Below are 13028 nucleotides of genomic sequence, written 5' to 3'. Positions count from 1 at the left end.
ATCTAAGAACCAACCCAACCGACGACAGAACAACTGGATATGAAAGGAAATTTTCGCAGGGGGGATCCCCCCTGACCCTTGAAAACCATTCCTATCCATTGTCCCAATGGATATCCTACAACCCTTACACAAACTTCTTGACGCTACCCCGTTTGTCTCCCTTACAGAGGAATACGCTTAATTTAAGATGAACTTGAACCATTCATCCAAAGGGCAGCCATTTTAGTGGTAAAAAGGATAACTAATCCACCGCATTCGGATTCCGGATCATCCCTAGTGGGAAAAAGTACAACTAATCCGGCTGAAACCAGCCGTATAGGGGGAGCGGGCCTCTATTAAGTGTACAAAATCCCACTGAAGCCCGTTCAAGCCAGAATTCCAGCCCATTAGTGTTACTTTTTACACTTCGCTTCCGTTCCCTATGGACCTCCTTGCGTTCCATCAGCGTTTTCAGGTTCTCCGGTTCATTTCATTTACATTAAGTTTCTTTATTGTGTTTTTTAAAGATGACAGAGCCGCCTCCCGCTTAAACAGCGGAGCGGACAGACCCGCGGAACAGCGGCAGCGGCCGCCTGGGTCTCCGGATTTTCACCGCTAAGAAACTGCGACGAAATAAAGTACCGCTACATTGTTGACAAAGCTCCCAAAACCGTGGAGCTTTTGTCAACAAAAGCGGGTACTCATTTCCTCGCAGCTCTTAAGGGGAATGAAATAAATCTGGAGAGCACAGCGACCCGGACAACGCTCCGTTCGCGGAGCGTCCACTCCAAAAGCCTGCGTATATCCTACGACAAAATAGCCCCACAAAGTGGGGCCTTGGGCTCGATGATGACTCAGGTACTTTGCGTGGACCCCAAAACATATAAACCTGAATATCGAAAGTGAATTGAACAAATCCAGATAGGACAAGGGATAACCCCTCTTTTTCCTTCACCCATTGGGTGCAAGCTGCTTTTAGCAAGAAATCCCTTCGTGCAGAGCTTTTTAATGATTTGTGGATACTTACTTTCGAAATTCAGGATAAATTCTGATCTTTCAAGTGGAAGCAGCTACGCCGTCTTTATGAGGGCCGGGGTGTTTCAGCGAGAAATCGAAGGATCATTTAAATGTGCCAAGCATATATATTCTATATTTGAACAAAAAGCATAACCCGAAGGTTATGCCTTAATCCGGGAAAGGCTTCAGCCTTTCTCCGCATTTATCATTGTTTGTCCTGCTGCTCCTTGAACAGCTGCGTCAACGGCTGCTCCTCATGCTGCCTTCTTAGCATTTCGAGCTTCATGTCACTGCGCACGCCAAAATCCGATCCGTACCTCTTCTCCAGGTTGCCCACAAGCGTCTCCCCGCGCTTGTACCGATAACGGCCGTTCTCGTTCCGACTTCGCATTAAGATTCCTCCCCGCAACTTGGAATGACCTGCGACCAATGAAATCTGCGATGAACTGGAGAATGTAGACATGATGAGGTTGTACCTGCTTCAAGTATACATTATTTACTAAACGGTTCTCAATATGAATCCGCAGCAAAACAGACTACCCGCCAAGGATAGTCTGCCGGAAGACAAGCGCTATATAAGGAGAACTTAAGAATTCACTCTATATATGGCTTCAGTTCTTGGGAAGCGGGTCGGGATGGGAGGTTTCCGCAGGTTTGGCTACCCAGTCATCGGCCTCCGGTTCAACGTCCACGCCATTCTCCATCTTTTTGCGTTCCGCGAGCGAATCGCCATCCTTGTTTTCTTTATTGCGGATGTCCGCTTCATTCTCGATATGATCTGACATGTGAAATCCTCCTTTGCAAGCTGTGCAGGTTAATGGGTTACTTAAGTTATAGTTACCCATTGCACTGTTTCGCAAACATGCTTTCTACAGAGGTTATGGATTCCGGCTCGCCATCTTGTCCTGCCAGCGCTCCATCAGAACATGAAAATCCTCCAGCGCAGAATCACGGCCGGCATCGGAAAGCGTCATGATGATATTTCCTGCCGAACCTGTAGAATCCCCTTCATTCAACAAGCTGTACAGCTCACTGTAGGAGCTCTGATAGCCGTAGGAAGGCCCTATCATCAGGCTCCACTCCTTAAAATCCCCGCTGGCAAATACCATTCCGATGACTGAAGAAGGAACGCCATCTATAACGCACGTCGCCAATGCGAATTCCGGTGACAATCGGCACTGCCTGTATTCTTGTCCGTTAATCGTCAGCCCGCCTAAGAAGCTCTTTGATTTTCCATCAAAAACTCCTGTAAAAAGCAGCGTAACCGGCTGCGCGAACTCCGGATTTTCCTCCTTGTAGCCCATGACTTCAATCTCCCGGTCCACTTGTATCACCTTAGGCGCACTGACAAAGCCATAGACTATAATTCCTGCCAGGGCGAAGACGGCAATGAAGCCATACAGCACTTTTTTCACCGCCGCCACCTCCTTATATTGAAAATAACAACGCTCCCGCACCATTTTTCAACAGTAATATGAAAGGTTATGGATAGGCAAGGTGTAATTTCACTTTCACCGCATTAAGCTCATCCAAGGTTTACTCGTAATACACCCTGAATACTATATCCTGCTCGTAATTTCCGAAGCCGCGGCCGAACAAGGTTAATCCGCCCCGCCTTCGGGTGCTGTCCTCTGCTGTCAACCGGAAGCTCCACTTACCCTGCTGCCAGCACACTTCCTTCAATGTCACCGCCGAGATCTGCTGTCCGTCGATGTAAGTCCCCCCTGAGTTGATCCGCAACACCTTCAGCAGTCCGTATTGGTTCACCTCCGCATTCCACCAGGACGGGGTCAGACGCCCTCTCATGGCGCCGAAGTCACCGGGACTTGTCCATTTCCCCAGTTCAACATCATTCAGCGCAAAAGTAATATCCGAAGGCCATTTCTCGTTCACATGAGGGGCTTCCGAACCAATCTCCATGGAAATTTCAATTTCCTGCACCGTCTGATCCATGAAAAGATAATTCGGCACCTTATATTCAACGTAGCCCTTGGCGAACCATAGAATGCCGGCATCTACCCGTTCCGGATCGAGAAAGTAGCGCGGATCATCGTAATAGCCGATCAGCCTATCTGTTGTGGCTATTCCGCAGGTGGGTGCAGCCTGCAGATCCGTATAATGGCCGACGGGCACGGATACCTCAACTACCTTTCTGGCTATGCCGTGGGAGCCTGACAGCTTGATCTGCAAAAAGTTGGCTGACAGCGAACAGTATTTATAGGTTCCGCCGTCAATTCTTCTCATTTGCGAGCTTACGATGCCTGCCTTCTGCAGCTTGGCGACATGGGAGCTGACAATGGCGCTGCTGAGATACAATCTGGAGGCAAGCTCTTTAATGTGCATTTCCTGGATGCCAAGCAGATCGATAATCCGCAGTCTTACTTCACTGGCCAATGCTTCATATACCTTGAGAGATTCCGAATTCGTTGTTAAATACATGCCTATCCCCCAAATCAATTGAATTAATATTTATGTTAATCCTAAATAATTATATTGCTAATTATCACCGATCATTCGTATTATGTAATCAGAAACTGCCATGTTATATTAACATTTTCATTAATCATGCAAAGGAGCAACCCTTGATGACTATTCATGCATCCCTGATTGTCGACAAAGACTTTAAGCTGGCCGAGGTGGACCCCCGCCTCTACGGTTCGTTCATTGAGCACCTGGGACGCGCCGTCTATGGCGGAATCTATGAACCGGGGCATCCATCTGCAGATGGGGACGGCTTCCGGACTGACGTGCTGGAAGCCGTGCGGGCACTGAATGTTCCAATCATCCGCTATCCGGGCGGAAATTTTGTCTCCGGCTATAACTGGGAAGATGGCGTTGGACCTAAATCGGAACGAAAGCGTTCTCTGGAATTGGCCTGGTGGACAACGGAAACCAATCAAGTCGGCACGAACGAATTTGCCGAATGGGCCAAGCTGGCCGGCTCCGAGGTGATGATGGCTGTCAATCTGGGTACACGCGGCATTGACGCCGCCAGAAATCTGGTTGAATACTGCAATCATCCGTCCGGCTCTTACTGGAGCGATCTGCGGATATCCCACGGTGTGCAAGCGCCGCACGGCTTCAAGACCTGGTGTCTTGGCAATGAGATGGATGGCCCCTGGCAAATCGGTGCCAAAACTGCTGCAGAATACGGGCGCCTGGCCAATGAAACCGCCAAAGCGATGCGCTGGGCTGATCCTGCCGTTGAATTGGTCGCTTGCGGCAGCTCCAGCAGCGCCATGGGTACCTTTGCCGAATGGGAAGCTACGGTACTTGATTTGACTTATGACAATGTGGATTTCCTGTCTCTGCATACCTACTACAACAACCACGAAGGGGACACGGCCAATTTCCTCGCCCGCTCCCTGAACCTGGACCAGTTCATCGACAGCGTGGCAGCTATATGCGATTATATCAAAGCCAAAAAGAAGAGCAAGAAAAAGATCTATCTGTCGCTGGATGAATGGAATGTCTGGAAATCGCAGGGGTCAAGCCGTGCCGAACAGCTTTGGCAGATTGCCCCGCCTGAATTCGAGGATGTCTATACGATGGAGGATGCGCTGGTGGTGGGCTGCTGCCTGATCAGCCTGCTGAAGCATGCAGACCGGGTGAAGATGGCTTGCATCGCGCAGCTGGTCAATACCATTGCACCAATTATGACTGAAAATGGAGGGCCATTGTGGCTCCAGACCACTTACTACCCGTACATGCATGCTTCCCTGTATGGTCGGGGAACAGTACTGCACCCGCTCATTTCCAGTCCGAAATATGATTCCAAGGATTTCACTGATGTTCCTTACCTGGAAGCAGTGAGCGTATATAATGAGGAGCTTAGCGAGATTGCCGTTTTTGCTGTAAACCGCCATTTGAGCGAAGGGATGGAGCTTGCCGTGGATTTGCGCAGCTTCGGCGAGACGGAAGTCATTCAGCACATCGTCATGGACGAAGAAAATCTCCAGGCGGCAAATACCAAGGCCAATCCGGGGAACGTCCTCCCGCATGACCGCGGAACAGCTGCAGCAGCGGACGGCCGTATCACTGCCTTATTGTCCAAAGCCTCCTGGAATGTGATCCGGCTGCGGGTAAAGCAGAAATAATAACCCGATTTCATTAATGGTACATGATCCAGGCGACAAGCGGGCCTATGATTGAACCTACGATTGCACAGACTGTCATCGCCACAGAGCTCATGGATACCGACTGTTCACCGTATTCCAGCGCTTTTGCCGTGCCGAGGGCGTGGGAAGCTGTCCCCAGGCCGATGCCGATGCCGGATTCGCTGCGGATTCTGAACAGCTTGATAATGTAAGGCCCGCCAATCGCACCGGTAAAACCGGCAATCATCACGAACACGGAGGTCAAGGACGAGTCACCGCCAAGATTGCTGGAGATCTGGATCGCCACGGCGGTCGTAATCGATTTGGGCAATATTGAGAGCACATACAGCTTGGAGAATCCCAGACCGGCTGCCATCAGCAGGCCGCTGAACATTCCGACCAGCAGCCCAATGACTGTCCCGCCCAGAATTCCCGGCAGATTCTGCCACAGCACATGGCGCTGCTTGTAGAGCGGATACGCAAGCGACACCACGGCAGGTCCCAGCAAGCGGTTGATCCATTCTCCGCCGATCATATAAGTATCATAAGAAATATGGAAGCCCAGCAGCAATACCACCACTGTAAAAGTTGCAGTCAGCGCCGGAAGAAGCACGGGAAGACGAAACCGTCTGTACAGCATGGACATGAACAGATAAATGCCGACATTCATCAGGACGAAGCCGATCGCAAGCAGAATTCTCATGCCTGGCTCCCCTTCTCACGCACGGCAGTGACTGCAGCATGATTCCTGCGCCGTATGCGGCGTCCGGCAATCCAATCACTGGCATGGGCTGTCACAACCATGGTAAGCACACTGCTTACCACCAATATGCCGATCATCAGCAGCCCGCGGCCGCTGAATATATCGAGGTGATTCATAATTCCGGCGGTAGCCGGAATGAAGAACATCGGAAGATAAGCCAGAATGAACAATGAACCGTCTTCAATCAGCTTTACCGGCACAATCTTGAACAGCAATAAAATAAAAAGCAGCAATAAACCGACAATGCTGCCCGGAACCGGAAGATGCAGCAGCTTCTGCAAATAGTCTCCGGCGAGATAGAATACGTACAATACGCCTACTTGAACAATAATACGAATGATTTTCATGCTGCAGGAATCCCTTCAATCTTGAAATGACGATACGGTGCTCACTTCATTAGACTAGCAGAACTTTCAGCAAGTTTTCAATTCTTTTTCGAAGCTTTTATGTATTTCACCCTTACCCACTTTGCCGTATAATGCTGCGCGGCTCGTTCAGACCGCAGCCGGAGGCCGCCTGCAGGCGTGGCAGACTGGGAGAATCAGCACAAGGCTGCAGTTCCCCCGTTATCCGGTTTGACTGTGTCTTGCGTGCAGGCTTAATATTGTTTATTAATACCATTTTTGGGAGTGCGATCAATATAGTAAATTATGCTAAATTCTATTGATGGAGTGCGCTAGCTCACTCTCCAGCTCCGTGAGCTGGAAGGGGATGGCGCAGTCCACCATGAGGTATACCGGCAGGTGCCTCCTAGGGTTGGATACTCCCTGACCGAATTCGGCCATATGCTTATTCCCATCATCAGACTGATGAAGGCTTGGGGCGAAGAATAGCAAAACAAACAGCTTTCCAAAGAAAGCTGTCCGGCGGAGAATTTATATAGTGCAACTTCGGTTGCACCTCTTTTTTTAGAATGAGTTGTTTGAGGGCAAAAATCTGCTTATTCTTCTTTGGTTACTATTGCTTTAATATATTGATTTCTGCCTGTTTCGACAGCTATTTCTTGTAAAGAATCGATATTTCTGATAGACCATAACTTAGTCCCTACTTGATAAAAATTAGAGGAATGATCCAGGGTTTCTCCCGTCCCAGTTGTTGAATAATTCGTAATCTCTCCGAGCAGCTTGTCAACTTCTTCAGCAGGCGTATCCGTAATAGTGATATACTATTATTCCATTTAATATAAGGGAAAGCAAAAGAACCAATCCCGACTGAAGAGATATTATTTTCTTCCTTAACCGCCTTATTTTCTTTGGATTCATTCAGCAGTATATTAGCAGCAAGAACGAGAGTATAGAAATGATTAGCTTATTCATTTTTGTCAGCTCATCTGCTGAACGGAATTATTTAAGGAAATGTTCCGTAAAAAGACACTATCGTCCTCATTAATCGGAAAACAGTTCCCGTCATCAGTTTTACGCAAGAACAAAACAACTGCTTGATCTTTTTGCAGATGAGTGGAATGTTTGGAAATGACTTTAGTTTATCCGATTGTTCCTCCTTTTTGAGAAACTTTAACCATGGTTCCTTCTATTTCCTTATCTCCTTTTAGGACACTCTGAACTTGAATTTGACTAAGAGTAGAATATGTACCTACTCCCCGTCTTTTGAATAATCACCCAATTTATTAGTGTCTTGTTCGTCTCTGCAGCTATAAATTAACGGGAATCTAATGTAGGGCACCTCTTGAACCAGAAGCGTTGTGATCAAGAACGGAAACAGCTGGTTCCAGATCACCTGCGGCTTAAAGCCATCATGCACCGTCGATAAATACTGCTTGCTGCATTTGACCAGCCAGCGGCATTATATACGATAACCCATGAAGATGTATCCTCTGATTGCACTTACTGCAATAGAATGCTCAATATTCAGCGACGAATTGCATCCTGCTGTATCTGGTGCAACAGATTCCGGGCGCGGGGGTCCAAAACACCGTTCTTGCTAAATTCTGCTGTACAAAGTGCAATAGCTTCCGTTTGCCGGCCGATTGAGAGGACATCTGCTGCACAAAGTGCAATCAGACATCCCGAAGCTTAATTAGATAAGGCGTTTCGAAGCAGCATAGCGGTTTAGCGGCTCCTTCTTAAGCTTTTCAGGTTCAAAATTAGGGGATATTTATTTATTGCACTTGCTTTTCAAGGCTTAGTTTGCCAGCTTTTATGCATCGTTAATGGATATTCATACTCATAGCCGGTGGACAAGATCCTCCTGAAAACATCAGGTACAATCTACTATTTTGGGTTCTTCAGGACTATCTTTGATTCATTCATCAACCGGATGATTCCTGTTCAAAAAACTTCTCGGATTTCTGCCGGTGCTCATCAGTTACATGCCCCGCTATCGCTTTGATGCCTGCGGCAATAATCGCTGCATCATCCGTCAGCCCCAGGCCGATCAGCGCATCGGGAATGGCGTCGATTGGCGAGATAAAATAAGCGAGCGCCCCGAAGGCGATGCCTTTGACCCACAAGGGGGTTTTGGCATCCACCGCACAGTAGTACATCGCCACCGCATCTTTTGTGAAGGGGATTTTACCGGCAAATTTCTTCGTTTTGCTCCAAAAGCTCTTTTTTACAAGCTGTTCGTTTTTCTCGCTGTATTTGAAATTCTCCACTGCGAGTTCCGCCGGGAGCTTGCCTCCGTCCTTCTCCATCTGCGAGTTCCTCCTCTGATTCCCAGGCTGCCTTGCGTTCATCAGGAATGAGCCTTTATTATAACATTAAACCGGAATGCTCCGGTTGAACAGGCGGCAGGCAGAAGCCCGGGTTCAGGCCCAAGCCGGCCAGCTCGCCTCTTGCTATTAAGATGGTCAACCCTAAGCAACAACATTCAACAAGTGGAAACGGCTTCGCCGTCCTGATAAGGACGGTATCCGTTTCAGCGGGAAAGATAAGGCTAATTTTTAGCGTGAAACATATAAATAAATTCTTATCTTTTTAAGAAAGACGCCTATCGGCGTCCTATATTAAGAATGCTGCCATTTCAGTGGGAAGGAGAAGAATCATTTCGCGCTGATTTCACCATCCAGCCGGCTTCTAGGAGAATCAAAGGTACTTCTGCCTTTGATTTCATCGTCCAGCCGGCTTCTAGGAGAATCAAAGGCACTTCTGCCTTTGATTTCATCGTCCAGCCGGCTTCTAGGAGAATCAAAGGTACTTCTACCTTTGATTTCATCGTCCAGCCGGCTTCTAGGAGAATCAAAGGTACTTCTGCCTTTGATTTCATCGTCCAGCCGGCTTCGGGCGAATTCAAAGGCACTTCTGCCTTTGATTCCACCGTCCAGCCGGCTTCGGGCGAATTCAAAGGCACTTCTGCCTTTGATTCCACCATCCAGCCGGCTTCTAGGAGAATCAAAGGTACTTCTGCCTTTGATTCCACCATCCAGCCAGCTTCTAGGAGAATCAAAGGCACTTCTGCCTTTGATTCCACCGTCCAGCCGGCTTCTAGGAGAATCAAAGGCACTTCTGCCTCTGATTTCCTCTACCTGCCCGCTGCGGCCAACGCAATAGCCCAGTTTGCTTGGCCGAAGTCCCGATCCATTCTTTCATTTACAGCGCAGCCGTGAAATAACAGATAAGCTTCGCTTCCCCCAATACATATAAATTCTGATCTTTCAAGTGGAAACGGCTTCGCCGTCCTGATAAGGACGGTATCCGTTTCAGCGGGAAAGATAAGGCTAATGTATTGCTTGAACCACATAAATTCTTATCTTTTCAGAAAAAGGGCGTTCACAGCCGCCAAGGCTGCGGCGCCCTTTTGTGCACTCTAAAATTCTTCCCCGGCTATCCTCCGGCCTGCCCCAGATGCTTCTGCATAAACAGCACCTTCTGGCGGTGATGGTACTCACTAACCTCATGCCCCGAAAACGGATAATCGAGGATTTGCTTGGACGACTCAATGCGGTGATATGCGGCGTATATGGTTTCCGGCATGCAGACGGTATCCTTCCAGCCGACGGATATAAGCACCGGAGCCGTAATGCGCGGCGCCAGATTCACGATATCGAAATAAGCAAGGGTATCCAGCACCCGCTCCAGGTGCTCCGGGTAACGCCTTACATAATCGCCGATTTCCGTCAAAGAGCTGGTTGAATTCAGCACGCCGAAATCCAGCCGGCAAAGGTTGGGGATATCGGCGGCGACAGCGGCGGCCCGTGTGCTTAACGCACCTGCCAGCAGGGCAATGCCTCCGCCCTGGCTGCCTCCGGTAATGGCAATGCGCGCCGGGTCCACTCCCGGAAGCTGCGCTGCGGTCTCCATGGCCCTTACGGTATCCATGGCTACTGCCATGTAATAGGAGCGTTCCTTCTCCAGCAGCCCCTGGGTAATCCAGCCGCGTATCACACCGCTCTCCAGCGGCAGCAGGTTGCCGGTCTCCCCAAGCTGTCCGCGCACATCCACCGCCAGCACCGAATAGCCGAGCAGCACCCAGGAAGCATAGCGCTCCGGGTAACCCCTGTCGCCGGTATAGCCGGGGAACGTAACGATACAGGGCAGCAGGCCCCCATCCGCATGGGCGGGCTGAATATGCCAGGCGTTGACTCTGGTTTCATCAAACCCCCGAAATCCGACTTTATCCACCCGCATTCCCGGATAGGGGGTGGCTTCGGGAACAGAAGTCAGCTCCAGCGGTTTATGGGCGTACTCAGCAAGGATTCCATTCCAAAATCCGTTGACTTTTCCCAGATCCAGTGTCGGCTCAGGGCGGCAGTTCTCCAGCTCCTGCTTGCGCAGCTCTATCATATTCATTGCATACTCTCCTATTCTGTCAGCGCTTTGTCATTGCAAGTAGCTGTAAGCGCTATTAATATAAAGCTAATAGTAATACAAATCCATAATTTTCAAAAGGAGATGTTCATCATCCGTTACGGAACTTTAGCCCATACCGCAGGCTGTCTGCCGCTTAAAGGGCTCACTGCCGCACTTCAGGAGTACGGAATCGATTTTGTGCAGCTAGCCTTGTCCAAGGCGATACAGGATATCGATACCTCTGCCGGGAAGCTGAGCCCCGGCCTCGCGAGTTATATCGGCGAGCAGTTTGACCGTGCGGGCATCCGCATCGGTGTGCTCGGCTGCTACATTAACCCGATTCATCCCGACCCGGCGGTCCGCCGTCTGGAAATTGATCGGTTCAAGGAGCATTTGCGTTATGCCAGGCAGTTCGGGGCGCCGATGGTCGCTACGGAAACCGGGGCTCTGGCCACCTTTGCAGAATTTGAGCCTTACCGGTATGAGGAACTGGGCTGGGAGACACTCCGGACAACCGTTGAGGAACTGGCTGAAGAAGCAGAGAAGTGGGGAGTGTTCCTGGGGCTGGAGGGGGTATGCACCCATACGTTGTCCACCCCGGCCAAAATGCGCCGGATTCTCGACGAAGTCCCCTCCAGCTCCATTGGCGTAGTGCTCGATCCCTGCAATTGGATCGGGGATAATGTGCCTCAGCAGGACAGAATTATTGATGATGCGTTCAATCTGTTTGGAGACCGGATCATTCTGGCCCATCTGAAGGATATGTACCCGGGAGGTTCCCATATCCGCCATGGCCAGGCAGGCCGGGGCTTGTTCCATACCGCGGAATTCCTGAACAAGCTTCAGGCCCACAAGCCGATGATCGATGTCTCGCTGGAGGAAATTAAAGGTCCGGAAATCCGGGAGACGGTAAGCCTTTTGAACAGCCTGGCCGCGAATCGGTCATAGTTTTCAAGGAGCAGCAAATGCACATCCTCTGCAGCCATTTGGCGGCACATACAAGCTGGCCGGAACGGCAGGCGTAACGCTCTGCGTTCCGGCCAGTATCTTTTGGATGCCCCGGCAACAGCCCTCCATCCCGGAACTCGCCATTCATTCTCCTTCATTCGGCAATCTCACTTTAGGTGAAACGGTTGAAATTTAATGACTGCAGACCCGGTACTTTTCCATATACGTTGAATAAAATAGTATGTATAACCAATGTTTTCTATTTGTTCAGCTTCATTGTAGAAGGGAGGAGATTATCGGTGAGGTTTACATTCCCCATCCTTACCTTATGCCATGGCGGAGCGCAGCGCATGCTGGTGGAACTCACCAACAGGCTCACCGACCGGGGCCATGAAGTTGTGATCCTCATGCCGTCCGGGGGCGACATTTCCTATAAGATCCATTCCAAATTGCTGCGGACGGATCACACGGTGCTGCGGGAATCCGATTTCCCTGCCAGTGAAATAATCGTGTCCAATTTCTATACGACTGTCCCCGTATCCGAGGCGGCCAGCAAAAAAGGAAAAGGCATGCATATCCGGCTGTCTTTGTGTTATGAGCCGCTCTTCCTGCCGGAAAACAATGTATCTTTCCCTTCCTATCATATCACTGACAAACTGCTTGTCTTATCCCAATGGCAGCAGGAATTGATCGCTTTAAGCCATGGAATCACCGGGAGCATTGTGCCGGTTGGCATCAGCGCGTCGTTTCGCAACCAGCATATCCGCCATATGCTCCATGAGCCTCTGAATATCACGGCGATTCTCCGCAAGGAAGAAAACGGATTTTCCTCGCACCGCCAGCAGGACTATCTGGTGGAGCAACTCGATATTGTTAAGCACAACGCGCCGGACGTGAATATCAACTTCATCTGTCCTCCGGATGAGTTCTATTCCTCGGAATCCTTGCAGAGGATGAGTGCCGGAGGCAAATACCGCTTCTTCACCCCGAAGGATGATGAAGAACTCTGCTTCCACTATAATGGAGCCGATATTTTTGTCAGCGCCAGCGCATACGATACCGGTTCCCTGCCAGGGCTGGAGTCCATGCGCTGCGGAGCTGCACTGGTGTCCGTATACTCCGGCGGCAATCTTATGTATGCCCGTCATGGCGTCAATTGCCTGCTCTCCTACCGCTACGAAAACCGGCTCGCGCAGGATGTATTCCGTCTGGTTCAGGATCCTTCGCTCAGAGCCAGGCTTGCTGCACAAGGTGAGGCCGATTCTATGGTCTGGACCTGGGACAACAGTGTAAAACAAATGGAACAGGCTATAATAAGATTTGTACAGAATATCCCCCAGTCCACCCAGAACGAGTCAACCCGGACACCGTTATTCCGCCGGTTGGCCGATTATAAAATAAACAAAGGCCTGTAACTGCAGGCTGAATGCAGCAGCTGCAATCCCAAATCGCGGATTTTCGCTGCTGCTTGTTCGG

Annotated in this window: 12 protein-coding genes and 1 pseudogene; 5 read left to right on the top strand and 8 right to left on the bottom strand. The window is 49.9% G+C overall.

The window, feature by feature from the left end:
• Nucleotides 1-1201: 1201 nt before the first annotated feature.
• The 4 genes from HYD27_RS15120 to HYD27_RS15105 all read right to left on the bottom strand — a co-directional run bounded on the left by HYD27_RS15120 (nucleotide 1202) and on the right by HYD27_RS15105 (nucleotide 3435).
• The gene (locus HYD27_RS15120; protein WP_219216464.1) at nucleotides 1202-1387 is read right to left on the bottom strand and encodes a hypothetical protein; all 186 of its coding nucleotides are present in this window, start codon (nucleotides 1385-1387) and stop codon (nucleotides 1202-1204) included.
• Nucleotides 1388-1607: 220 nt separating this feature from the next.
• Nucleotides 1608-1781, bottom strand: coding sequence for a hypothetical protein (locus tag HYD27_RS15115; RefSeq protein ID WP_219216462.1), 174 nt, complete (start codon nucleotides 1779-1781; stop codon nucleotides 1608-1610).
• A gap of 93 nt (nucleotides 1782-1874) precedes the next feature.
• Nucleotides 1875-2411, bottom strand: coding sequence for a hypothetical protein (locus tag HYD27_RS15110; RefSeq protein ID WP_219216460.1), 537 nt, complete (start codon nucleotides 2409-2411; stop codon nucleotides 1875-1877).
• 121 nt (nucleotides 2412-2532) lie between these two features.
• On the bottom strand, nucleotides 2533-3435 hold the full coding sequence (locus HYD27_RS15105; protein WP_219216459.1) for an ArsR/SmtB family transcription factor: 903 nt from the start codon (nucleotides 3433-3435) through the stop codon (nucleotides 2533-2535).
• 146 nt (nucleotides 3436-3581) lie between these two features.
• On the opposite strand from HYD27_RS15105, the gene arfA reads away from it, so the two are divergent.
• Entirely contained in the window at nucleotides 3582-5093 is a 1512-nt protein-coding gene (arfA, locus tag HYD27_RS15100) for an arabinosylfuranosidase ArfA (protein WP_219216457.1), read from the top strand.
• Between the two features lie 13 nt (nucleotides 5094-5106).
• Here arfA and HYD27_RS15095 read toward each other — a convergent pair whose 3' ends face one another.
• Both HYD27_RS15095 and HYD27_RS15090 read right to left on the bottom strand, forming a co-directional pair.
• Nucleotides 5107-5796 carry an LrgB family protein gene (locus HYD27_RS15095; RefSeq protein ID WP_219216455.1) on the bottom strand — a complete coding sequence of 230 codons (690 nt, stop codon included), beginning with the start codon at nucleotides 5794-5796 and terminating at the stop codon, nucleotides 5107-5109.
• Nucleotides 5793-6203, bottom strand: a complete 411-nt coding sequence (locus HYD27_RS15090) for a CidA/LrgA family protein (protein WP_219216453.1) — start codon at nucleotides 6201-6203, stop codon at nucleotides 5793-5795. The genes HYD27_RS15095 and HYD27_RS15090 overlap by 4 nt, the downstream gene beginning before the upstream one ends.
• Nucleotides 6204-6536: 333 nt before the next feature.
• Between HYD27_RS15090 and HYD27_RS15085 the strand changes: the two are divergent.
• Nucleotides 6537-6689, top strand: a pseudogene (locus HYD27_RS15085) (winged helix-turn-helix transcriptional regulator); the annotation flags it as partial.
• A 1436-nt stretch (nucleotides 6690-8125) separates the two neighbouring features.
• Here the strand turns inward: HYD27_RS15085 and HYD27_RS15080 are convergent.
• Nucleotides 8126-8509: a YkvA family protein gene (locus HYD27_RS15080; protein ID WP_219216451.1), complete on the bottom strand. Its 384-nt coding sequence runs from the start codon at nucleotides 8507-8509 to the stop codon at nucleotides 8126-8128.
• A gap of 318 nt (nucleotides 8510-8827) precedes the next feature.
• On the opposite strand from HYD27_RS15080, the gene HYD27_RS15075 reads away from it, so the two are divergent.
• Entirely contained in the window at nucleotides 8828-9421 is a 594-nt protein-coding gene (locus HYD27_RS15075) for a hypothetical protein (protein ID WP_219216450.1), read from the top strand.
• A 217-nt stretch (nucleotides 9422-9638) separates the two neighbouring features.
• Here HYD27_RS15075 and HYD27_RS15070 read toward each other — a convergent pair whose 3' ends face one another.
• Entirely contained in the window at nucleotides 9639-10604 is a 966-nt protein-coding gene (locus tag HYD27_RS15070; protein WP_219216449.1) for an acetylxylan esterase, read from the bottom strand.
• Nucleotides 10605-10706: 102 nt separating this feature from the next.
• On the opposite strand from HYD27_RS15070, the gene HYD27_RS15065 reads away from it, so the two are divergent.
• A complete protein-coding gene (locus HYD27_RS15065; RefSeq protein ID WP_219216448.1) occupies nucleotides 10707-11552 on the top strand; it encodes a sugar phosphate isomerase/epimerase family protein in 846 nt (281 codons plus the stop codon).
• A 299-nt stretch (nucleotides 11553-11851) separates the two neighbouring features.
• Nucleotides 11852-12967, top strand: a complete 1116-nt coding sequence (locus HYD27_RS32690; RefSeq protein WP_219216447.1) for a glycosyltransferase family 4 protein — start codon at nucleotides 11852-11854, stop codon at nucleotides 12965-12967.
• The last annotated feature ends 61 nt before the right edge of the window (nucleotides 12968-13028 follow it).

Origin of the sequence: Paenibacillus sp. S150, from assembly GCF_019352175.1 — a bacterium.
In the GTDB taxonomy this organism is placed as follows: Bacteria; Bacillota; Bacilli; order Paenibacillales; family Paenibacillaceae; genus Paenibacillus_AQ.
The sequence above is the reverse complement of the archived record's forward strand: the minus strand, read 5'-3'. Positions and strand labels throughout refer to the sequence as shown.